Genomic DNA, 22,773 nt, shown 5'->3' with positions numbered 1-22,773 from the left:
ATATAAAATCACCGAGTAGCAAAAGTTTTCATGATTTTAGCAATTGGTATTTCGTAAAGGGTATTTCCGTTTCTGCCACTAACCGTTTTTGCTTTGAAAATGGCATTTAATATAGATTCTTCTACACAATCAATCGCGGCCTCAAACAGGTCATTTAGGAACTGATCATTTAACATTATTAGGTTTAATACTTCTGAATCCTCCCCCCTTTTCAAATGATTCCCCGTTGAGAAAGCAAGAGATATTTCTCCGCTTCCATGGTAAGCCTTAGAACCTACTTTCCCCAGTCCTAATGCCGCTCTTTTGGCCAGCCTACCTAGTTGATGAGGCAGCAATGGTGCATTGGTTCCGATAACAATGATAATAGACCCCTCAGGAACATGACTCTTTGGCATATATTCTAGAAGTTGTTCTCCAACAGAAGCGCCATTTAATAGGAAATCTCTACGTTTACCAAAATTGGTCATTACAAGGGTTCCGATAGTATATTGATCTAAAATAACTCTTGATGAGGTGCCGATCCCCCCTTTGAACTCAAAACAGCTCATACCAGTGCCACTTCCCACACTGCCCTCTTCCACTTTGCCGCTTGTCGCCTTCCTAATTGCTGATAAAACATGTTCTTGCTTCACATGTCTACCACGAGGATTATTCAAAAAACTATCATCACACTCTGCTACTATGGGTAGCACAATATCCTCCGTTTCTCCTAGTTCGGGATATCTTTGTGTCATATATTCAATGATTCCATCACTGACAATCCCTACATTCATAGAGTTAGTAAGGGCAATTGGTGTTTCGATGATGCCCCATTCTTTCATTTGTACCATACCGGTCATTTCACCTGCACCATTAATCACATGGCTATTAGCAAATATACGTTGATTGTAAATATCTTCATTCGGCAGAATCACCGTTACACCTGTTCGCGCCGGACCTTGCCCCTCCTGTATGTCAGTAATAACCGTTTCGTGTCCCACTTTTACACCAGGGATATCTGTAATAGCGTTGTTAAGGCCAGTTGGAAATCTCCCTATTTTTATTCCTAACTCACTCACTCGTTTTCTTTCTTCCATTTAAAGTCTCTCCCTCCAAAAATTATGAGCCTGTCTGTAAAATACGCTATACATATGTTATTTCCTCTAACCAAGAAAGAAATAGTGAAAAAGAAATAGCCCGTTTCGGGCGTAACATTGCTCATACTTTTTATTTTTAAAGGAGAAATATGACTTATAAATCATTAATAATAGGGAAAAGTAAGGAAGAAAAAAATCAAAAGCAAGGTTATCACTTATGCATATTAAGAAAAGAGGTGAAGGTACCAATGGAACAGGATTTTACGGTCGAGCATAGTCAAATTCCTTCTTTTAAAAGTCATGAAGAAGCTAGAGAGTGGTTTAAAGGACAGTTTGGAGATCGATTTTTACTAAGAATGACAGATATGAAAGATGGAAAAAGAGTCAATTTTTATCATCTTGTGAAAAACCCTGAGGTGTACCAACCATACATGGAGAGCTTTGCAAGCTCGGTAAAACATGAAATCACGAACATGGATGTTTTTAAAAGTTATACCACGATAGAAATTGATGAGAATGGACATGTGGAGTTCAAGGATTAGATTTGTTAGAAAAAGGCTGATCTCATATCAATTGAGTCAGCCTTTGCGAATAGCCATTTTATTTGGTTCTTATTATTTCTTGGAAGTTATATTAAACCCATTAATTTGTAAAAAGAATTTTGATTTCAGCCTCTGCTTCAATCATTCTTCCAAACCGATACCCTTCTATCAACACATGACGTTCGTGTTCGCTTAAACGACGATTCCATTTTGATTCTAAATAGTAAATTACTTCATTATAGAAAATTTCTGGATAATTAAATGGTTGATCCATCATTGCTTTCCTCCTTATTAATCGCCCCATCTCTTAATGTTTTATCCAATTTACTCGATATTTAAAAAGAATACTGAAAGATTTAATACAAATGTACTCCTTATTTTAAGATATGTGATAAGCTTCTAGCTTGGGAATGCTAAATAGAGGGCATGGAGGTTTTTCAGTAACCTTTCTGGAAGCTACTCAGACTGTTATGGAACAATTGCAGGAAGCACAAAAAAACCGCTAGGATATCTTCCTACGGTTTCTGACAAAATATAACTTGCCTACCTTCTTGTTCATTTTCTTCAAAAACCAGTACTTTCCAATCGCTAAATTCAGTTAACAACTCTTTAGGCTGCAGCTTATACTGATTCGACACTCCCTGATTCTCGTTCTGCGGGGACTGGTAGAAGGTTTCCATAAAAAAATAACCTTCCTCTTTTACGAGGTTCTTAACAAAGGGAAATAATGAGCGATCAAGGAAATATGTAATGACTACTAAATCAAAAGTTTGGTTACGCCAATGTTGATTGTTTAATTCCGTAAGGTCACAAACTTTTGGGTGGATTGTGAGATTATCTCTTGTAACCTGTTCTTGAATATAACGGATAGCGACTTCCGAAATATCAATCGCTTCGACCTCATAGTTCAATTGTGCAAGAAAAATACTATTACCCCCTAGACCACAAGCAAGATCAAGGGCCCTACCACCAGTTAAATAGGCAGATAGATTCTTTATTCTAGGATTTGGTTCAGGTAGCCTCTGTTGATCCAGGCGCTCTTTATGTTTTGAGTTCCATTTCATCCTTGAATTCATTTTCATACTCCATCTCTATATCCTTTTTTCCACAAATCATAAATGACCTCTTTAAAAAGTTCATTCAATCGTGCCCTTTTCTGATTCTTTAGCCATTCAACTTGGTCAATGGGAAGCTTTAATTTTATACTAAATTCTTCATCAGGCATTTCCACTTTTCTAATATCCTCTATTGTGATGCCTTCTTCTATATTAGGAAACCAAGAATCATTTTCGTTCACCCGCTCAAAATCTTTATACTCCTCAAAGTCATCCAGTTCGCAGAATAAATTAAGCTGTGGTAATCCACCTGAGAGGATTTTAACATGCATGATTGAATGTATGACTCTACCATCATCTAATTCTACCTCGATAATGAGTGTCTCTTCCTTTTTATATTTTTTAACAACAATCTCACTTACAATTAGATTCAGTTCTAAAGTGAAGTTCGAACCTGTTTCAAAAATATATATTGCACTTTTAAATACGTGAATGCCCTCACCATCAATTTTTACTGATTTTACAACTACCATAATCCGTTCCCCCATACAGTTGTTCCATCTATAAATCATAAATGCCCGAAAAACACTCTTTCATTACACCTATCCATTGTATATCCTTTCAAAGAATTCTGCCACAGCCCATATTGTATAGGACATTCACCCCCCTAATCTCAACATGAATATACTGTATAAGCCATTAGGAGGTGATTATAATAAGCAAACTATTCAAAGATGCCCCCGCATCACGAAACCAACTCCAACAATGGAAAAAAACTGTATTAGGGAAATTCCAAGAGAAAATAAAAGATAAAGAACGACTATTTCCATGTATACCTGCCACCATTGGCTATTCAACAAACCAATTACGATATGGGTTTGTCGGTGACCCAAGGCGTTCAGCTACGACTGATGAGGTTGCATTGTTATTAAGCGACTACACGAAGTCATCTAAAGAGTTTGGTGATTTTACATCTCTAATCATTTTTTATGAGACTCCGAACGATTTAAAGGAAACATATACTGTTGAAATGTTTGAACAATTATTTTGGGAACAATTGAGTGGCTTAAGTGACATAGATGATATGGAATGGCCTAATCAAATTCCGTATGACCCGCATAATCCTATTTGGGAGTTCTGTTTTAACGGAGAACAGTATTTTATGTATTGCGCGACACCTTCCCATATGAATAGAAGAAGCAGACATTTTGATTTTTTCATGTTAGCCATCACACCTAGATGGGTATTAAGGAATTTTAATAAGAACGTGGCTTTTGCAAAAAATATTAAATCACAGGTTCGAAAAAGACTGGAAACCTATGATTCTATCGATATTCATCCTGATTTAAATAGCTATGGTCTGGAAGACAATTTTGAGTGGAGACAATATTTTTTACGAGATGATGACTCCTCTTTATCAAAATGTCCTTTTCATCAATTTATAGAAAAAGAATAGCCTTATATATATAGAAAGCGCAAGCATCAATCTTGCGCTTTATTTAATAGCTGTGTAATAAATTCATCGGTAGTTAATATAGTAGCAAACTCTTTATTTAGCGTAGCTAATTCTATTTTGTGTATTTCATCAGCGGAATGCTTAACCCCTTTGTGATCTGTAATTTCAAATGCAGCAATGGCGTCTTCAATCATGTAAGTATCGAATCCTAAGTTCGCACTCATTCGAGTAGTAGTTGAAACACAATGTTGTGTAGAAAGACCTGTAATCACAACCGATTTGATTTGTTGACCATGTAAATAGGTTTCCAGTTGTGTTCCGATAAATGCACTATTAACGTTTTTTTGAAAAACCATTTCTCCTGCTATTGGTCGAATACTCGCTTTAAACTCCGTTCCATCCTTATTCTTATAGTTAAGTGGTGAGTAGGACAACAGGGATAAATGTTGTGAATAGATAACCGGCCATTTCTTCTTCCGCCATTCTGTTAGCAACCTTAGGATATTGTCCTCCGCCTGCAAATTATTGCGTTTCCCCCAATATGGATCATCAAAACCCACTTGAACATCCAGAACTAATAGTGCTGGTGGTTTTAAAAAGTTTTGCATCAAGTATCTCCTTACCTTAAATCTAGTTTAATCAAGTTTACTTTGTGTAAAATTGACCCTCTATATTCATAGATAAGTAATGCATAGACATGGGTAAGTGAGATGTAATATGGAATTATTAACTGCAGGACACAAATAGTATACCTAATCAAAAAAATCCCTATAAATAGGGATTCTTAGAAAACGATCGTTTTATTTTGATGAACAATAATACGGTCTTCTATATGCCATTTTACCGCTCTAGCCAACACGCTTCTTTCAATTTTCCTACCAATTTTTTTAAGGCTTTCAACATTATCATGGTGATCGACACGACTAATATCCTGTTCAATAATCGGTCCTTCATCAAGGTCATTGGTAACATAATGAGAGGTCGCTCCTATTAATTTTACACCGCGATTAAATGCTCTTTCATAGGGCCTAGCACCAACAAAGGCTGGTAAAAATGAATGGTGAATATTAATAATTTTATTTGGATTTCCCTCAACAAACTTCGGTGATAAGATCTGCATATAACGTGCTAATACAACGAAATCAATCTCATACTCTCTTAATAGTTGAAGTTGTCTTTCTTCGGCTTGTCCGCGAATCTCTTTATTTGCTGGAACATAATAAAACGGTATATTTAACCCTTCGACAACCTCTCTTGCGTTTTCATGATTGCTTATGACAAGTGCGATGTCAGTCATCAAATCTCCACTTTGCCATTCCCATAAAAGCTCAAGCAAACAATGCAGTTCTTTTGATACAAAGATTGCAGCTTTTTTCACATGATATACATGGGTAAAATTCCATTTCATTGAGAACTTATCAACAATTTCTGCAAACTGTTTTTCAATTTCTTTCGCTTTTTCCTTTAGACCCGGGCATTCAAATTCAATACGAATGAAAAATGTTCCTCCCTCAGGATTGGTTGAATATTGACTTGATTCAATAATATTTGCATTATATGAAAACAAGAATTTTGATATGGCTGAAACAATACCTGGTTGATCGGGGCAACTAACTAATAGACATCCACGATTCTTATTCTTTTCTTGAAATAATTCGATTTGATTTTTAATATAGGAGTTCATGGGCAAGGACCTCGCAATCATTGTTTAAAACATTATACATGAGTTGCCCTTATTTGTTAAATAATTATTTGAAAATTCTTAACTAAAGATTCTTATGCAAAGCGGTAGTAAATCAATAAAAAGGTCGCTAAAACAAAAATGAAGTTTAAGAATACAAAGATAAATTGATCTGTTTTTGTTTTATGCATTTTAATTGGTGGGTTATAGAATGAAACACCCTCAATAATGAAAATGATTAAAACAATGTGAATCATAAAATGGCCGATCACTTCTGTCATTCCAAAGAGCATCGTTGTTGAGATAAAAATCCCGGTTACCACAAAACCTAGCACCCGATTTAAAATACCCACAACTAATAAATACCCTACGACAAATTCGATAAAAGCTGCCATAACAACAAATAATCCTGGTTCAAAGCCAAATGTAGGCACATGGTGGTTAGCGACAATATCTAATGCCATACCTGGATACACCCATTTTTCAACGGCAACCCAGCTAAGCGATAATCCTGTACCCAGATAGAGAAATGGGAACCCCGCCTTCTCAAGCTTAGTACTTCCCACTAATAGTACACCTATGATTGCTACATAAAATCCGTAGTCTAGCATATAGAAAATTCCATGATGGATGGTTACATAAATAAATAAACCTAAGAGAATAGAAGCACCAATTTTAGTTGAGATATGATGCGGAATCAATAAAAATCCAATGGTAACCCACGTTATTACGGTAATGAATGTATTAGTGACATGGAACTCAGGAGCAAATAGTGTTCCATTTATCATTTGAATCATTAGCGCAATGGCTGTTCCGTATTTTAATAAATATCGAGAATACTTTCTTAAACTAGAAAGGCGATCCTCCATTTTTTTCACTGGGCCCCATTCAGCCATTTTTGGAATAATCAATGTTAATGTGGCTAAAACAACAGCTGCAAGTAATGTAAAAAATAAAAACATCGGAGAAAGTATATGTTCAATAGACTCTTTATGTGGAGTAACATTTGTGAACCACTTCACATGAGCTTGTGCAAAAAAAGGTGTCATTATAAGTCCTACTATTAATAGTATCTGAAATATCTTTTTCATCAGTAATCCCCCTAGTTATATAAACAATGTGACTATAGTGTTAATATACAGGATAAATCAAATTCATATCCAACCTAATATTGAACGTTTTGTGAAATTGTTCACATGAGTGATTTAAAAAACGCCCCTAAGGACGTTTTTGATAGTATATCTTTGTGCTTTATCCACATTGATAAGAGTTCTTAACAGGCTGACCTATTTCGTAGCTGTTGCCACAGATACTTCGGGCGATGTCACTTTGTCATAAAAATCTACAAACTTATCACGATCGGTACTATCACGATAAGCCATGGCGACACGTGGATGTTCATTAAGTACACCAGAAATCATATAAGGAATGATATAGCCCCATTCCCACTTTTGACGCATTTCAAGCATGTGCTTTTCAATTACGCCAAGAACAGGTTTAATCTCATAGCTTGATTTCTGGATGTAACTAACGAGCAGCTCAGTGTTACAGTTACCAGCCGCACGCCCCATGCCATAAACAGAAGAATCAAGAAAGGTAACCCCATTTCGGATTGCAGTTAATGTATTAGCGAACGCTAACTGCATGTTGTTATGTGTATGAATTCCAAGTTGCTTGTTAGGTACCATCGCTTTAAACTTTTTTACTTGGTGCTCAATATCAGTGGGGTCCAAGCTTCCAAAAGAATCAACGATATATACTACATCAACAGGACTTTCCTTCACCAATTCAAACGCTTTAATAAGCTGTTGCTCGGGGACACTTGATAAAGCCATAATGTTTAGTGAAGTTTCATATCCCAAATCATGAAACATTTGTACAAGCTCTAAGCCCTTATCTACTTCTCGAATATAGCAAGCAACTCGAATCATGTCTAAAACACTATGCTCACGGGGTAGTATGTCATTGGGATCAACCCGCCCAATATCGACAAGAGCTGATAGCTTCGTGAACTTTTTCACAGGAATAATTTCTTTGAGAAAGTTATCATCAAGAAATCTCCATGGATTGGGTTCAGTTGCTTTAAGAAGCTTAGGAGAATTCTTGTAGCCAATCTCCATGTATTCCACTCCCGCTTCACTTAAACCATTATACAAGTCTTGAACAAATTCAACGCTAAAATCCCAATTGTTAACTAAGCCTCCGTCACGAATAGTACAGTCTAAAATTTTGGAATGTTGTTCCATGATAATTAATCCCCCTGTTTGTCCCATTTTTATCAATTTACCTTTTACGCTTTTACGTACTAAAATATCTTATTGTGTTTATATCACGGTTGTTGTACGGAGTCAATCTTTTTCCGAAAATTCGACTTATTAAAAGTAATCATTTTTAACTAGGATGTTGATTTTCAATATAATCAACAAGTTATAAAATCAACATCGACCTTTAGCATAGTCAATTAAAAAAAGCAGGGACACTGAGGCTGTTGACAAAAAGTTTATCGTTCAGCCTGAACTACCCTGCTTTTTTATTTAGAATTTAGTATGATAGTTATCAATTTCCCAAGCATGAACTGCTGTACGGTAACTATCCCATTCCGCTTTCTTCATAGAAACATACTCACTATAGACGTGCTGACCTAATGTTTTTGAAGCGATCTCTCCTGATTCTAAAGCTTTTAACGCATCAGCTAAACTTCCTGGCAGGTTATCAATGCCTAGGAATGCTCTTTCTTCTTCTGTCATGTGGAAGATATCTTCATTAATTGGAGCTGGTGCTTGTAATCCTTTTTCAATTCCATCCAACCCTGAAGAAGCAATGACTGCAAATGTTAAGTAAGGGTTTGATGATGGGTCTGGACAGCGTAATTCTACACGTGTAGCAAGACCTTTCTTTGCTGGGATACGAATAAGCGCTGAGCGGTTTGAAGCAGACCATGCGATATAGCAAGGAGCTTCATAACCAGGTACTAAACGCTTATAAGAGTTTACTAGCGGATTGGTTACTGCCGTAAAACTTTTTACATTTTCTATTACACCTGCAATAAACTGATACGCTTTTTCCGATAATTGTAACTCATCTGAAGGATCATAGAATGCATTTTCGCTTCCTTCAAAGAAAGACATATTAACATGCATACCAGAGCCATTAATTCCAAAGACTGGTTTCGGCATAAATGTAGCATGTAATCCGAATTTCTTCGCAACGGTCTTTACGACCCATTTATATGTAGTTGCAAGGTCTGCTGCCGTAAGAACATCTGAATATTTAAAGTTAATTTCATGCTGCCCTTCAGCTACTTCGTGGTGAGATGCCTCAATGGTAAAGCCCATTGCTTTTAACGCGCGGTAAATTTCTAAACGGACGCGTTCGCCCAAATCATGTGGTGAAGGTTCGAAATAGCCTGCCTTATCACTGATTTCTTGTGTTGCATACCCATTTTCATCCGTTTTAAAAAGAAAAAACTCTAATTCAGGGCCAACTGAAATGGTATAACCATGATCAGCCGCACGAGCTACCGTTTTCTTTAGAACATTTCTTGTATCCCCATCAAAAGGTGTTCCGTCCGGATTGTTAATAGAGCATAAGAATCGACCTTCTGCATAACCCGATTCAACTGTCCAAGGTAGAACAGCAAACGTGGCTAGATCTGGTTGAAGGTAAAGGTCTGATTTATTTATAGGCGAAAAACCTTTAATTGAGGAGCCATCAAACATCATTTTACCTTCTACTACATCTTCTAATTGCTCACTTGTAACAGTGATATGCTTTAGAATCCCTTCAATATCAACGAATTGCAAATGTAATAGTTCAACGCTTTTTTCTTTGATCGTTTCTTTAATTTGTTCTAATGTTGTTGTATCTACAGGTACCTTTGAAATAAGTGTTTCAGTCATGTTACATTACCTCTCGTTTTCATGTTAGATTTTATAACATCATTAATTAATACTATGATTATAGTTAAAAAAAGTTAGTTTGACAATCTTTTTTAAGTATATTATTTGAATATTTATACCATTATTTAAGTAAGCGTTTTCATTTTCAGATCTATAATATTGAGCTTTCATTAAATTTTACACCCAATATATATTCATCTATTCGCATAAATACTTATTATTGTTTCGTCTCAGTTAAATAAGGAGGATTTTTTTATGCTAAACTATCAATATTACAAACTACATAATTATGCTAGTGAGGGTGAACTATCGTGAAGAAACGAATTGCATTATCTTGGAGTGGTGGGAAAGATTGTTGTATGGCTTTGGATATGCTAATAAAGAAAGGATACGAGATCGCATGCTTTGTTACAACCGTTCCCAAAGAACTTGGTCGAACCTTCGGTCATGGTGAGCTCACAGAAATGATTATTTTACAAGGAGAAGCTCTTTCTATACCTGTTCACTTTATCGAATGCTCCTACGACACTTATACAGATCAATTTGTTATAGCTCTTCTAACCTTAAAGAAACAATATAAAATTACGGGCATTGCATATGGAGATTTATATTTAGACGAACACCGTGATTGGGGCGAAAAAGTTGCTGACGCTGCAGGTTTGGAATCAATGTATCCCCTATGGTCCCAAAAGGAAGATGCATTGCAACTGCTGAGAAATTTTGTCCAATCTGGCTATAAAGCAGTTGTTGTTCGTGTAAGAGAGGATGTACTAGATGAGACTTGGCTTGGTAGAAGTCTTGATGAATCGTTCCTCCATGATGTAAATAGTACTACTATTTGCCCAATGGGAGAGTCAGGTGAATACCATACCTTCGTATATGATGGTCCCTTATTTTCGAAAAAGGTCCAATTGGAGAATGGAGAAGTCATCCAACTTGAAACAACTAAGAAATTGGAATTTATAGGATATTATCTAAATGATTGAAATTAGCTTTAATTATTAAACTACTAACTTTATTTCTTGTAGGAATTGTCAATTCCGAAAAAATAAAAAAAAACGCCTATTGGCGCTTCCTACTTGTACTTCGGACCAGAGTGAATCTGGTCTTTACCATTTTTCCCTTTACCTAATTCTTGCTTACTAATTTTATTTTTCCATTGTTCATAGGTGATTCTAGAATATCCTTCATCATTCAAGTATTGGATATAATCTTTACCATAAGGATAGATCAATTACATCACCTCCAGTGCTTATTAATAAATGTATGCGCTTACATTTTAAGAAAACACTATGTTTACTAAATATTTCTTTAATCCTATATTAAATCCGTTACGTCAATTTCTTTCTTTTTTCGATCGTTTCTCTAAAAAAGTAACATACTTTTCATATCCTTCTAATATATTGAAAAAGAAAAAGTTGAAGGGTGGAGACTAATAATGGAGAACAATTCGCATGTTTTTTACAATGGCAAGAGATATGTAATTCTTTATAAGTATACTTCAGGTTATTGCGAGATTAAGGAAGTCGGAAGCATACATAATATTGAATTAGTACATTTAACAGAAATAAAAACACTAGACTAAATAATAGTGCTGGAAAAGGCCATTTTCCCTTTTTCACTTCTTAAATCACTCGCATTAGAAAAATTATTCACTTGAAGTTCATATCCATTATAAAAAGCCCTAAACAAGGGCTCTTTATATTATGGATACCATATTCTCCAGACGATCCACTTTAGTTTGTATTTTTCTAAACAGGTTGTTTGATATCATATTATTTTATTTAACAATAAAATCACTCTATCAATTTCTTCCTTGGTTGTATTCCTGCCTAAACTAAACCGGATTGCTCCCATTCCAACCTCTTCAGGAACATTCATCTCCTTTAAAACAGGTGATAGTTCTATGCTTCCAGCATGACACGCTGATCCAGTTGATGCAGCAAGACTAGGAATAGACTCTAGTAGTTCTTGGCCTATTTTATTTACAAAACTTACATTCAAGGTATTCGGCAGCCGTTCCTCAGGATGTCCATTCAGCAAAACCTGTTCACCAAACTTTCCCTTTAGTTGCCCCCAAAAATAGTCGATCAAATCTTTTATTCTATGATTCCGTACTTCTTTCGAAGCGATTTCACATGCCTTACCCAATCCCACTGCTAGTAAAGTATTTTCGGTACCAGCACGAAGTCCAAATTCATGCCCCGCTCCATGTATCAGTGGTTCAAGTTGGATTCCATCTCTTATATATAGCGCACCAATTCCTTTCGGTGCATATAGTTTATGACCAGCAATCGTTAGCATGTCTACTTTTAAATCATTCACTTGGACAGGGACTTTTCCAACGGATTGAGAAGCATCTGTATGAAAGGCAATTCCATTCCTTTCCGCTATTGCCCCAATCTCCTTTATCGGCTGTAACGTGCCTATTTCATTATTGGAGTGCATGACTGTAATCAGAATTGTTTCTTTTGTAATAGCCTTTTCGATTTCTTCAGGTGATACTCTTCCATACCGGTCAACGCCTACGTAAGTTATCCTTGCCCCTACTTGTTCAAGGAACTTACACGGACTTACAATAGCGGGATGTTCTATTTTAGAAGTAATGATATGGTTGCCTTTATGCTTATTTTTAAAATAAAACCCTTTTAAAGCAAGGTTATTTGCCTCACTTCCACCACTCGTAAAAATGATTTCCCCAGGAGAACAAGCAATTAATTCAGCCACCTGTTCTCTTGCTTTATATAAAAATTCCTTAACTGGTTTTCCTGACCAATGTAAGGCTGAAGGATTTCCATAATAATCCTGTAGCAGAGGTTTCATCGCACCAACTACCTCAGGAGCCAAAGGGGTACTAGCATTGTAATCCATATATATATTTTCCAAATTGCCCTCATCCCTTCTAAGGATCATTTCACCTATGTTTATCTAATTCTACCACAAGTTGTATTCGCATTTACCCTCCATTTGTCTTCTATTCCATTTAGCTTGAGGTTAACAATCAACCCATTCATAAATAAAAAAAGCCTTTTAAATGCAGCTTTGCATTTAAAGGGCTCTCTCTATCTTGACATGTTAAAGTGCTGGAGCATCCATTCCAATATGAGTCCATTCTTCTCTTGCTGGCCCATAAATACCTGGAACCTTCAATCCTGCCTGACGCATGAGGACTGTCATTTGACCACGGTGATGAATGATGTGCTTGATGAGCAATGAAAGTGTTACTGCTTTTGGCATTGTCATACCAAACACATTAACCATTTCCTTTAGGGAATCATCCGTCCATTGCTGTTTCACTGCGTCAAATGTATCGGCACTGACCTTTCGAAATGTTTCTGCCATTTCCTTTGCTGAGGAAGGAACGGTTCCTGAATTTTCTACCGGTTCCACCTTGATTCCGAACTCGATTAGCATTCCAGGAGTACTTGTAACAATGTGCCAGGCAATTCGGCCTAATGTACGGTCTTCCGATGAAACCTGTTGTTGAAGGGAATTGTCGGTTAACGCATCTAATACTTTTTGTGTAGACCCTGCTTCCTGATTCCATTCTTGGATAAATTCAGCTATTGAAGTATACATTTTGTTTTTCCTCCGTTTTTCGTATTTTTAAGACCTTTAGGGAATTCATTGATATGACAGGCATGATTATGACAAAAAAAGTATACCATTCATAACGATAATTACAAACTTCCCTTATTTGTTCTTTTCCTAGTTGAGCTACCTAATATTTAAATTCCTAACTTTTCCAATTCAATAAGTTTTTTCAGATAACCATATCCTTTTTGCCCAAGAATGTCGATTTCATTATCGGTTGCTAAAAGAATTTGATCCCTGCACTTGGATATTCTTTGAATCATTGGGTGGATTGTTAGACTTGATAGATTCACAAAATCATATAAATCGTTTAAGCAAGCAGGTAATTTATAGCCCTTATTGCTGCTAGCAATTAAGAGACCACTATCACGGAGCTTAGACACCACGGTTGAGCGGAAGTTGTGCGGATTTAGTTTTAAGTCCCTAATGGCATTTAGATTATCTAAGATTTCTTCCGTATACACATATTCATCAGGATTTTCTTTCAGATTAAATAAAAGAAACTTAAGAAAATCGATTCGAAGCTTTTCTTCATCTTCCTCACTTTTTCGATGTTTTTCAATATATTGATAGGTTAGATTCACCGAATGTTGGATGATAACGTCATTGTACCTAGAATCCTGATTCGTTGATTTATAATCATAGAGAAAGTCCTTATAATCAAGAGGTAATAGATTAATGGCTGCTATTTTATTTCTTATAATTTTGAAAAATGAGCGGTACTGGTCAGATTGGTGGGTACGATCATAGCCTTTTGCCAAAGTTCCAGCGATTACATCTGCCAACTGAAGAAGATTATTCGATTTACTATTGTTAAACCCAAATGTTGAATGATTAAATAAATCAGGGATACTCTTTGTTCTTATATACCTTTTAAATTCTCGTATAAATGATTTTTCATCTCGGTCGTCTGCCACCAGGTCAAGCTGTTCAAACGTTCTATTCAGGTCCCTATAGACCATTTTATTTACATATTTTAAAAATGAAGTTTTAGACATGATGCCGCTGTCTTCTCTTATTTTTCGCTTATCAATTGCATAGGCATATACACTAAAAGGTAAATCCTTTATTTCATTCAAAATTTGCATTCTTTGAGTATGGTCATTGTCGAAACTTCTAGAAGTTAGATCCCCAGTTTGAACATATACTTGTCTTATCCTATCCATTTCTTGCTCTAAACTAGCTTTATTAGAATCTTTTACAAGAATGGCAACAATAATAAAGTGGGTTGAAACATCGCTTTTATCAAAGTCAAAACGATAATCCCCAAATTCATCTAAAAATCCATATTGAATCTCGTCCAAGGTCTCCCACCTCACAAATTTTACTTTTATAAACAAATTCAACAAAGAATACTCTAACCCTCTAAAAAATTATTTTTTGGTGCCTGTCCTCCATCACTTTAAAGGATTAACGTCATGTGATTCAAAAAAAGAACTTCCATCATGGAAGTCCTACTCTCGTATAAACCAAACCTTTGATATTAAATTGTTCTCTACTTCATAAATGGCCATTAAGCTTGTACTTTCTCCAGTAAGCCCGCTCGTTGCAATTTCCCAATCTATTACTTTGTTGCCGACAATGGAACGATTTTTTATGTCCGCAAAATTCTTCTTTTTGAATGTTTCTGTATACCTTTCAATCAATTCTTGTTTTCCACTTAAGGTTATGGTGTTATCCGGAAATGTGTAAACCCTAATATCATCTGCATATGTACTGGCAAAACCTTCAATATCCTGTTTGTTGTAGTATTCAATTTGTTGTTGAACAACCTGTTCAATCGTCATAAGCTTCCACTCCATTACTATTTATTGATTTTATATTAAAAGTGTGAGCGTTGGTTGTAAACTTTTTCACTCTAGAATGGTATCTCAGTATCGCTTATGAAGGACAGTTTACGAGTAATTCATGAAGCATGTTCTTTCCTACTTTTAAAAACTTTTTTCACATACTTGTACTTTTAGCACAGAATGGGAAAAATATTTACAAATGATTAAAAGGGGCGTTTAAATGTGAAAGAAAACAAAAATGAGGCAGTAGAAGCAAATCAACAAATGGATCAATTATTTTATGACTTCAGGTCTAGGAACTACGTTTCAGATGGTTCTGAAGAAGATAGGGCAAATAACGAAATCCAGGAGCAGTTCTATGGAAATGACAAAGCGGACAATTCTCTTCCGTTTCATGTAGACGTAAACAATCCACCAATCAAAAACTGACAACTCCCACAGCTAAAGCAATGAGGTTCTAGGGTATAGGGGATAATGTTACCTCGTACACTTCTCAACGGTACCCTTATCTTTCCTTCCAGAAAGAGTTTCTACCGAAACACTGGTGTACATTCTCCTAGAACATTAACGGATGTATTGCGTATAGCAAGGCACTTCTCCAAGCAGGCCTTAGACCCCTCGTGTGCTTTTCATACCGACTTCTCTTGGGCGTTGTCACGACCAATCAGATTTGTGTTTACGCTACAAACCAACGCAAAGTGTTACTAGATAATTGTTTTAACCGTGCAATTTCACGGTTATGCAGTTCAACAAAGATGTCCCATTGTGCGTTGCATAAGTCCAGGTTAACCCTATTGAGCGTTTCCGTTGAGTTTCCGATTAAAAAAGCACTATATAAATCACGTTGGATTCGATATTCCCCTACGTAATTCCAACGATCTGAAAGTTGCTTCTTCGTATACTCACAGGTCAAATGATTGAACTGACTAGCCTTTGTAGCATAGGTATCAATTTTCTTGATTGACCGTCCTTGATACCTTAGTTTTCGGTCAATAATCGTTAGCAGCATGGAAGGAGCATGATTCGCGATGGATTTACCAAACCGTTTCTTAGAGTTAATCTTGCCGTTTTTCTTATTTCGGGTCGTTTTCTTCGCTCGTTTTTGTAGCTATTGAAATCGCATGGTTTCCACTCGTACATCCGAACCAAGTGCTAAGATTTCGTTCGCTAACTTCTCATGGGACTGTTTTCGGTGGACAGCTATTTTACGAAACAGCTCTTTTCGCTCTCGGCGAAGTTGGATATAACGCTTGGAATACGTCCACGTCTTTCTCCCTTTTTTAGTAGTGCTGTTCTCGTTATAGTTTTGAGGATTAGTGGAGCGTTGTGATCGGTCCATTGCTCGCTGAATACAACGGAATTTCTTCTCGTCAGCATGGCATTCTGGGGCTAGTTCTCGAAGTTGTACTGTTTTTTCACTACTAATGGCGATTGTAGAGGAACCAATGTCGATCCCTACCCGTTTGCTTTCATCATCAGCCACCTTACGATTTCGTTTTGTTGGAGGATAGCCTTCTTGAACAAGTTGGACAAAAAAGCGAACCTTGCCACGCACTTCACGCTTCAAGATCCGCACGTACTTTGTCTTATCCATTAAGGCTAGGTGTGCATATTCATCCTTTGCTTTTGGTACAACAGGGATACAAAGCCGGCTCTTAGGCTTAGGCTGTTTCTTTGTAGGTTTTTCTCCCCAAAGAATGTTGCCATCTGCATACCGCAAGCCAGTAGCATTTGATTTGTTTTCAACAGAAATATCATCATCATACGCTTTGATGTGCACTTTTTTTGCTTTTCCAAAATGGAGTTTCTCGACTGCTTGAAAAGCCCTTGTAGCAAGTTTTTGTGCTTCAAAGCTACCGATATTTCCCTTAAATTTGCGCTGAACATTTCTCACGAAATCGTGCAAACCATATTCAGAAAAGCCGTAGGCTAAACGTATATCTGAAAGCTTTTTTTCACGTTCTTTAGACTTTGGAACACAAAGCAAAGCACGATGCTCTTTATCCACTTTCACACGTTTATGACGTTTGAGAGCTTCACCCAGACAAGAATTGTAGACGTACCGAGCAATATTGAATTTCTTTTCCAAACGGTGTTGTTGCCAAACTGGAATAATTAATGGGAGTTCGAGTGTATAAGTCGGTGTAGTCTTTCTTGCCATAGGTATCAGCTCCTTTCTAGTTACGCTTTTTCTGATTTTCAACGTATCGTTTTATCGCTTCACTCGATACATTTCCAGCAGTGGAAACAAAATAAGAACGTGTCCACAAACTTGCAAGTGTTGTAGATGCGGAAATTCTTCACGCAATTGTTTAGGATAGTTGATTAAGGATACGGTAGCACTAGTTCTTCTATATTCTTCCATACTTACATTTTATTAGTTTACTATTATTACTGCAACTTTGAATCAAAAAAAGGACGTGATACTTTCAAATGCTTGAAGCACCACAAACCTTTCGGTTTATGTGGAACTCCGCATTTGACCTCACGAACATCCCATGTCTAAAGACGGGCTAAGGCCCTGCATGGGCTTTCTCGTTCGGAAAATCTGTAAAAAGAGCTTCTTTCTTCTTATGAATTTAGTCCTTCGTATTTAATGAAAAAGCAGCTTAATAAGGGACACTATTATTGTGCCCCTTATTAGGGAGCTTGAATTTTTCTTATTCCTCCGCTACCTTCACTAACTGTTTACCAATGTTATCTCCACGGAATAGTCCTAGAAATGCTTCCACCGTATTTTCAAAGCCTTCAACGATATTCTCGCGGTATTGAATCTTACCTTCTTTTACCCATTGTGATAACTGAATTAATCCTTCCTTATTATGATCTGCATAATCAGATACAATAAAGCCTTTCATCAATGAACTAGTTGTCAGCAGTTGCCCCGCTACCCTTGGTCCTATCTCCGGCTTTTCTAAGTTATACTGCGAGATTTGTCCGCAAATAGCTGTTCGAGACTGAAAGTTAATCAATGTCATTACAGCATCACTTACTTTACCTCCGACATTGTCGAAATAAACATCGACTCCTGAAGGACAAGCTTCCTTTAGTGCCTTGCGGAGGTTTTCTACTGTTTTATAGTTAATAGCAGCATCAAAGCCTAATTCTTCTGTTAAAAAGCTACATTTATCATCTGCTCCTGCAATTCCTACTACACGGCAGCCTTTTAACTTTGCAATTTGACCAACAATTGTTCCAACTGCTCCCGATGCTCCTGAAACAACTACTGTTTCCCCTTCCTTCGGCTGTCCTATGAACATTAACCCAAAATAGGCAGTTAACCCAGGCATTCCTAGTACATGAAGGGCCGTGGTAATCGGCGCTAATTCAGGATTAACCTTCCGAATGGTACTACCATCTGACACATTATATTCTGCCCACTCCAGGCGGCCTTCCACATATTGTCCCTTTTGAAACCGTGGATTTTTAGATTCAACGATTTCTCCAACCATACCTCCAATAAATGGTTCTCCCACCTCATAAGGTTTCGCATAGGATTTTGCATCCGACATTCTACCGCGCATATAAGGATCCACTGATAGATAAAGAGTACGGATGAGTACCTCTCCCTCACTAATTTCCGGAATCCGGCTCTCAATAATTTCAAAATTACTTGCATCTGGCATTCCGTTAGGACGACTAGCTAATAATATTTTTCGATTGACATTCTTGCTCATGCAATCACTCCATTCATTAAAATACAGCATGTAACTGCCGTTAGTTGCTTTGTTTATAAGTTCAATTTTGTAATCTCATTTCCCTGCTTTTTTTTCATGAGTTAATTTTTTCAAACTGAGTTATACTCATATCTAAGTCCTTCTTGCACGGGATTGAAGACCGATGTGTTATACTGTGCTTATACTTTGCGTAACCCACTGAGAATACATTTTAGGAGAGAGTTTATGAATTACAAGTTAGTCATCTTAGATGTAGACGGAACGATCCTTCCTCATGGAAAAACAAAATTGAGTCACGCTACTAAGGCTGCGATCCAGCAGTTGAGGGAGAAAAAGATACAGCTTATCATCGCTACGGGGAGAGCACCCTATTTTTCAGATTCCATAATTCAAGAAACCGGAGTAGAATCCATGGTCTTTTTTAATGGGTCCTATGCTTATCACCAAGGGATAGAAATATATAAGAGCGCTATAAATAAACAGATTTTAGAAAAAGTACATTTATTATCAAATGATTTTCAGCATCCACTCACTTTCTTAAGCGGCACAAGCTTTAAGTCCACAGATCTAAGCCACCCATACGTGATTGAAGCGTACCAACACGATCCATGGAAGCCCGAGCTTGCACCCGCTCAATTTTGGACAGATGAAGACATATACCAATTATTCTTACATTGCGATTTGGAGGAAGAGCTTCACTATCAAACCAATGTACCCGAGTTAGATTTCAGAAGATGGAGTTCAGGAGCTAGAACCTGTGATGTTAATTTGTCTAACTCCAACAAAGCAGTTGGTATTACTAAACTATTAGAAAAACTAGGAATAGCACCCGACGAGGCTGTTGCATTTGGAGATGGCCTAAATGATATCGAAATGCTGTCCTTGGTTGGAATGGGAGTGGCTATGGGGTCTGGGCGCGATGAATTGAAACAAGTGGCCAATATGGTAACACTCTCAGCAGAAGAAGACGGAGTAAGATATGGTTTAGAACGTCTAGGATTAATCTAAAAATTTTTCTCTTCCATAATAAAAAATAAAGGGAGATTATCTGAACCAAGATAATCTCCCTTTATTTTTTATGCTTTTACATAGAAAAGGTAAGAATATGTAAATATATTAATTATAGTTGGTTTGGAGGTTAAGTAGTGCAATTGAGTACATTCATAAAAATACCGCTGATTTTTACCATATTAACTGTAATCGTATTGACTAATGGGAGACCAAAGTAAAGTAGTACAATCATTTTCAAATCAAGTCCTACAGCAAGGGGCTGTTGGGGAAGACGTAATTGAATTGCAAACACGACTTACATATAATGGTTTTTACAAAAGTAAGATAGATGGTGTGTTTGGTTGGGATACCTACTGGGCGGTTAGGAATTTTCAGGACAAATTTGGACTCCCTGTTGATGGAGTTGTAGGCGCCAAAACGAAAGAAATGCTGGTGAGAGCGACAAAATATGAAAAGAAAGGAAATTCTGTTAATAGCTCAAATGTTCCAAACGGCTATTCCCAAAATGACATACAGTTGATGGCAAACGCTGTTTACGGAGAATCACGTGGAGAACCATATGAGGGCCAAGTAGCTGTAGCTGCCGTTATCCTTAATAGGGTCCAAAGTATATCTTTCCCTAATACCGTCGCAGGAGTCATCTATGAACCTAGAGCCTTCACGGCTGTTGCGGATGGACAAATAAATTTAACACCAAATGAAACAGCAAAAAAAGCAGTTCTTGATGCCATAAATGGATGGGATCCTAGTGGTGGAGCTCTATATTATTTTAACCCCGCTACTGCGACGAGCAGTTGGATCTGGAGTCGACCCCAGATCAAAAAAATTGGGAAACACATATTTTGCAAATAAATATAGCTGTCATATACAACGAATCATTTCTTGTATATGACAGCTTTTTATTTATTTGCCTGTATAAAAGAACATTGTTGATTTTTACACCCTGTTGATTGGAGCGGAAGGCGCGAAGACTCCTGTGGGAGTATGGTTCAGGAGAGACCCCGCAGGCGCAAGCGCCGAGGAGGCTCGCCGAAACACCCACGAACCGTTCGCGCCTGGAGCGGAAATCAACAGACAAGTTTAACAAAGCCAATTATTTAAAATTGGAATTAGTAATGACTTATCATATACTTTTAATAGCTATTAATTACCACTTTATTAATCTCTAGAAAGGAAATTTATTTATGGCTATCCAATACGAAGTAATTTCTGAAGATAATATTAGTTGCCTAAAGGATCTTGTAAATGAATTAATGGCTTATCAAAAATCTAAAGCAACCATTCATCCTGAATTTTTTGATAACATGAATTTTGAAACTAGAATGATCCCTTCTGTCAACAGCGCCAAATATAATTACATAGTAGTAGCAAAAGATGATGATAAAATTGTGGGATATGTGTATAGCAACATTTCACCAAAGGAAACGTATTCAAATGATTTTGCTACCTTTTTTGATCTTGACTCAGTTAATAATGAAGATGTCGGTTGTCTTTCACAGTTTTATATCAAGGAAGGTTATCGTAGCCTTGGCATTGGTTCCGTTTTATTCGAAAAGTCGAGGGATTGGTTACGTTCATTTCCGACAATTGATGATTTGTTTATTTTTGTATCAAACGGAAACGATGAAGCCTTAAAGTTCTATGAAGGGAAAGGTTTCAAAATAAGCCACCAGATCCTCGATGGGTTTATTACTGTTTTAAGGAATACTTGATCAACATAAATAAAAGCTTGTAGAATTGGTCCATTTGGACTTCTTTCTACAAGCTTTTATTGTACCTTTTCTAACTATCAATTTGATAAGGACTCCTATCAAACAGCTATCAGTTTGGTAGTTAATGCTATCAACTGTTATTTGTGCCTTCCCACTCAGCGATTTCCTCTCGAACCTTAGGCGCTACCTCTTTACCCAACAGTTCAATAGCTTTCATGACCTCTTCATGAGGCATCGTACCTACAGGAACGTGAAGGAAAAAACGTGTGATTCCAACATTCTTTCGAAGGTGAATGATTTTTTGAGCAACTGTTTCTGAATCGCCAACGTACAGTGCTCCTTCAAAGCTTCTTGCTGCATCGAAGCTTGAACGGTCGTAATGTCCCCATCCCCGCTCCCTTCCTAGCACATTCATAGCTTGCTGGGTAGAAGGGAAAAATTTATCTGCTGCTAGATGAGTTGTTTCAGCGATAAAACCATGTGAGTGTGAGGCAACAGATAGTTTCGACAAATCGTGCCCTGCTTGTGCTGCAGCTCTCTTGTAAAGTTTAACCAAGGGTGCAAATCTAACTGGACTTCCACCAATAATGGCTAGAACTAGTGGTAAGCCAAGGACACCTGCTCGAATAACTGATTCCGTGTTTCCACCACTGCCAATCCATACTGGGAGGGGGTCTTGAACAGGTCTTGGATACACGCCAAGGTTAGTAATGGCTGGCCGATGCCTCCCTTTCCAAGTTACTTTCTCAGACTCGCGTAATTTTAACAGGAGATCCAGTTTCTCCTCGAATAATTCATCATAATCCCTTAGATTGTAGCCAAACAGCGGGAACGATTCAATGAAGGAACCCCTTCCGGCCATGATTTCTGCTCGTCCATTTGAAATAGCATCAAGTGTAGAAAAATCATGAAATACACGTACTGGATCTGAAGAAGATAGTACCGTAACGGCACTAGTCAACCGGATCCGCTTCGTTTGTGATGCTGCAGCAGCCAGAACAACTGCAGGTGAAGAAGCTGCATAATCCTTTCGATGATGCTCCCCGACGCCAAACACATCCAATCCAATTTGGTCGGCGAGAACAATTTCTTCGACTACTTCACGTATTCTCTGTGCATGACTTATTACTTCTCCGGTCTGAACGTCCGGTGTGGTTTCTACAAAGGTACTAATTCCTATCTCCAAAGTTCATTCCTCCTATTTTACACTTCTGCTCTTTGAGACTATGTAAGTATATACCATTACCAGTAATATTTTTATTTTTTAGCACTGAATTTAG

General features: G+C 37.2%; 26 protein-coding genes and 1 pseudogene. 8 read left to right on the top strand and 19 right to left on the bottom strand.

Annotated elements, in window-relative coordinates; translation table 11 throughout:
- Nucleotides 1-8: 8 nt before the first annotated feature.
- Entirely contained in the window at nucleotides 9-1,076 is a 1,068-nt protein-coding gene (locus RCG25_RS11850) for a DmpA family aminopeptidase (RefSeq protein ID WP_308083847.1), read from the bottom strand.
- 149 nt (nucleotides 1,077-1,225) lie between these two features.
- Here RCG25_RS11850 and RCG25_RS11845 point away from each other — a divergent pair, with 149 nt between their 5' ends.
- The gene (locus RCG25_RS11845; protein WP_308083846.1) at nucleotides 1,226-1,618 is read left to right on the top strand and encodes a hypothetical protein; all 393 of its coding nucleotides are present in this window, start codon (nucleotides 1,226-1,228) and stop codon (nucleotides 1,616-1,618) included.
- Nucleotides 1,619-1,718: 100 nt separating this feature from the next.
- Here the strand turns inward: RCG25_RS11845 and RCG25_RS11840 are convergent, their stop codons facing one another.
- From RCG25_RS11840 to RCG25_RS11830, 3 genes are all read right to left on the bottom strand, one after another.
- Nucleotides 1,719-1,895, bottom strand: coding sequence for a hypothetical protein (locus RCG25_RS11840; RefSeq protein WP_308083845.1), 177 nt, complete (start codon nucleotides 1,893-1,895; stop codon nucleotides 1,719-1,721).
- Nucleotides 1,896-2,133: 238 nt separating this feature from the next.
- Entirely contained in the window at nucleotides 2,134-2,694 is a 561-nt protein-coding gene (locus RCG25_RS11835; RefSeq protein WP_308083844.1) for a class I SAM-dependent methyltransferase, read from the bottom strand.
- Nucleotides 2,695-2,696: 2 nt separating this feature from the next.
- Nucleotides 2,697-3,206, bottom strand: a complete 510-nt coding sequence (locus RCG25_RS11830; protein WP_308083843.1) for a hypothetical protein — start codon at nucleotides 3,204-3,206, stop codon at nucleotides 2,697-2,699.
- Between the two features lie 182 nt (nucleotides 3,207-3,388).
- Between RCG25_RS11830 and RCG25_RS11825 the strand changes: the two genes are divergently transcribed.
- Complete coding sequence (locus RCG25_RS11825; RefSeq protein WP_374121077.1) at nucleotides 3,389-4,129, top strand: YqcI/YcgG family protein; 741 nt, start codon at nucleotides 3,389-3,391, stop codon at nucleotides 4,127-4,129.
- A 26-nt stretch (nucleotides 4,130-4,155) separates the two neighbouring features.
- Here the strand turns inward: RCG25_RS11825 and RCG25_RS11820 are convergent, their stop codons facing one another.
- The 5 genes from RCG25_RS11820 to glnA form a co-directional block, all read right to left on the bottom strand.
- On the bottom strand, nucleotides 4,156-4,737 hold the full coding sequence (locus tag RCG25_RS11820; RefSeq protein WP_308083841.1) for a cysteine hydrolase family protein: 582 nt from the start codon (nucleotides 4,735-4,737) through the stop codon (nucleotides 4,156-4,158).
- Nucleotides 4,738-4,913: 176 nt separating this feature from the next.
- Nucleotides 4,914-5,813, bottom strand: a complete 900-nt coding sequence (gene purU / locus RCG25_RS11815) for a formyltetrahydrofolate deformylase (RefSeq protein ID WP_308083840.1) — start codon at nucleotides 5,811-5,813, stop codon at nucleotides 4,914-4,916.
- Nucleotides 5,814-5,905: 92 nt separating this feature from the next.
- The gene (locus tag RCG25_RS11810; RefSeq protein ID WP_308083839.1) at nucleotides 5,906-6,901 is read right to left on the bottom strand and encodes a hypothetical protein; all 996 of its coding nucleotides are present in this window, start codon (nucleotides 6,899-6,901) and stop codon (nucleotides 5,906-5,908) included.
- Between the two features lie 195 nt (nucleotides 6,902-7,096).
- Nucleotides 7,097-8,056: an aldolase catalytic domain-containing protein gene (locus tag RCG25_RS11805; protein WP_308083838.1), complete on the bottom strand. Its 960-nt coding sequence runs from the start codon at nucleotides 8,054-8,056 to the stop codon at nucleotides 7,097-7,099.
- 288 nt (nucleotides 8,057-8,344) lie between these two features.
- Entirely contained in the window at nucleotides 8,345-9,709 is a 1,365-nt protein-coding gene (gene glnA / locus RCG25_RS11800; RefSeq protein ID WP_308083837.1) for a type I glutamate--ammonia ligase, read from the bottom strand.
- A 311-nt stretch (nucleotides 9,710-10,020) separates the two neighbouring features.
- Here glnA and RCG25_RS11795 point away from each other — a divergent pair, with 311 nt between their 5' ends.
- Nucleotides 10,021-10,695 (top strand): Dph6-related ATP pyrophosphatase, encoded by a 675-nt coding sequence (locus RCG25_RS11795; protein WP_308083836.1) that lies wholly within the window; start codon nucleotides 10,021-10,023, stop codon nucleotides 10,693-10,695.
- Between the two features lie 89 nt (nucleotides 10,696-10,784).
- On the opposite strand, the gene RCG25_RS11790 is transcribed toward RCG25_RS11795, so the two are convergent.
- Nucleotides 10,785-10,943, bottom strand: a complete 159-nt coding sequence (locus tag RCG25_RS11790) for a hypothetical protein (RefSeq protein ID WP_308083835.1) — start codon at nucleotides 10,941-10,943, stop codon at nucleotides 10,785-10,787.
- Between the two features lie 204 nt (nucleotides 10,944-11,147).
- Here RCG25_RS11790 and RCG25_RS11785 point away from each other — a divergent pair, with 204 nt between their 5' ends.
- Entirely contained in the window at nucleotides 11,148-11,294 is a 147-nt protein-coding gene (locus RCG25_RS11785; protein WP_308083834.1) for a hypothetical protein, read from the top strand.
- A gap of 185 nt (nucleotides 11,295-11,479) precedes the next feature.
- On the opposite strand, the gene RCG25_RS11780 is transcribed toward RCG25_RS11785, so the two are convergent.
- From RCG25_RS11780 to RCG25_RS11765, 4 genes are all read right to left on the bottom strand, one after another.
- Nucleotides 11,480-12,595 carry a cysteine desulfurase family protein gene (locus RCG25_RS11780; protein ID WP_308083833.1) on the bottom strand — a complete coding sequence of 372 codons (1,116 nt, stop codon included), beginning with the start codon at nucleotides 12,593-12,595 and terminating at the stop codon, nucleotides 11,480-11,482.
- A gap of 189 nt (nucleotides 12,596-12,784) precedes the next feature.
- Nucleotides 12,785-13,288: a DinB family protein gene (locus tag RCG25_RS11775; RefSeq protein WP_308083832.1), complete on the bottom strand. Its 504-nt coding sequence runs from the start codon at nucleotides 13,286-13,288 to the stop codon at nucleotides 12,785-12,787.
- Between the two features lie 149 nt (nucleotides 13,289-13,437).
- A complete protein-coding gene (locus RCG25_RS11770) occupies nucleotides 13,438-14,607 on the bottom strand; it encodes a DUF3800 domain-containing protein (RefSeq protein ID WP_308083831.1) in 1,170 nt (389 codons plus the stop codon).
- A 150-nt stretch (nucleotides 14,608-14,757) separates the two neighbouring features.
- Complete coding sequence (locus RCG25_RS11765) at nucleotides 14,758-15,090, bottom strand: nuclear transport factor 2 family protein (RefSeq protein WP_308083830.1); 333 nt, start codon at nucleotides 15,088-15,090, stop codon at nucleotides 14,758-14,760.
- A gap of 225 nt (nucleotides 15,091-15,315) precedes the next feature.
- Here RCG25_RS11765 and RCG25_RS11760 point away from each other — a divergent pair, with 225 nt between their 5' ends.
- Nucleotides 15,316-15,522 (top strand): hypothetical protein, encoded by a 207-nt coding sequence (locus tag RCG25_RS11760; protein WP_308083829.1) that lies wholly within the window; start codon nucleotides 15,316-15,318, stop codon nucleotides 15,520-15,522.
- A gap of 247 nt (nucleotides 15,523-15,769) precedes the next feature.
- Here RCG25_RS11760 and RCG25_RS11755 read toward each other — a convergent pair whose 3' ends face one another.
- From RCG25_RS11755 to RCG25_RS11740, 4 genes and pseudogenes are all read right to left on the bottom strand, one after another.
- Nucleotides 15,770-16,102 carry a hypothetical protein gene (locus RCG25_RS11755; protein ID WP_308083828.1) on the bottom strand — a complete coding sequence of 111 codons (333 nt, stop codon included), beginning with the start codon at nucleotides 16,100-16,102 and terminating at the stop codon, nucleotides 15,770-15,772.
- Between the two features lie 99 nt (nucleotides 16,103-16,201).
- Entirely contained in the window at nucleotides 16,202-17,254 is a 1,053-nt protein-coding gene (locus RCG25_RS11750) for a hypothetical protein (RefSeq protein WP_308083827.1), read from the bottom strand.
- Between the two features lie 16 nt (nucleotides 17,255-17,270).
- Nucleotides 17,271-17,401: pseudogene (locus RCG25_RS11745) on the bottom strand (transposase); the annotation flags it as partial.
- A 352-nt stretch (nucleotides 17,402-17,753) separates the two neighbouring features.
- Nucleotides 17,754-18,770, bottom strand: a complete 1,017-nt coding sequence (locus RCG25_RS11740; protein WP_308083826.1) for an NADP-dependent oxidoreductase — start codon at nucleotides 18,768-18,770, stop codon at nucleotides 17,754-17,756.
- Nucleotides 18,771-18,995: 225 nt separating this feature from the next.
- Here RCG25_RS11740 and RCG25_RS11735 point away from each other — a divergent pair, with 225 nt between their 5' ends.
- The 3 genes from RCG25_RS11735 (at nucleotide 18,996) to RCG25_RS11725 (ending at nucleotide 21,493) form a co-directional block, all read left to right on the top strand.
- Nucleotides 18,996-19,778: a Cof-type HAD-IIB family hydrolase gene (locus tag RCG25_RS11735; RefSeq protein ID WP_308083825.1), complete on the top strand. Its 783-nt coding sequence runs from the start codon at nucleotides 18,996-18,998 to the stop codon at nucleotides 19,776-19,778.
- A 204-nt stretch (nucleotides 19,779-19,982) separates the two neighbouring features.
- The gene (gene sleB, locus RCG25_RS11730) at nucleotides 19,983-20,633 is read left to right on the top strand and encodes a spore cortex-lytic enzyme (RefSeq protein ID WP_374121046.1); all 651 of its coding nucleotides are present in this window, start codon (nucleotides 19,983-19,985) and stop codon (nucleotides 20,631-20,633) included.
- A 332-nt stretch (nucleotides 20,634-20,965) separates the two neighbouring features.
- Nucleotides 20,966-21,493 carry a GNAT family N-acetyltransferase gene (locus RCG25_RS11725; RefSeq protein ID WP_308083824.1) on the top strand — a complete coding sequence of 176 codons (528 nt, stop codon included), beginning with the start codon at nucleotides 20,966-20,968 and terminating at the stop codon, nucleotides 21,491-21,493.
- 130 nt (nucleotides 21,494-21,623) lie between these two features.
- Here RCG25_RS11725 and RCG25_RS11720 read toward each other — a convergent pair whose 3' ends face one another.
- A complete protein-coding gene (locus tag RCG25_RS11720; RefSeq protein ID WP_308083823.1) occupies nucleotides 21,624-22,679 on the bottom strand; it encodes an LLM class flavin-dependent oxidoreductase in 1,056 nt (351 codons plus the stop codon).
- Between the last annotated feature and the right edge of the window lie 94 nt (nucleotides 22,680-22,773).

This window comes from Neobacillus sp. PS2-9 (genome assembly GCF_030915525.1).
Lineage (GTDB): Bacteria > Bacillota > Bacilli > Bacillales > Cytobacillaceae > Neobacillus.
This window is presented reverse-complemented; position numbering and strand designations above follow the sequence as displayed.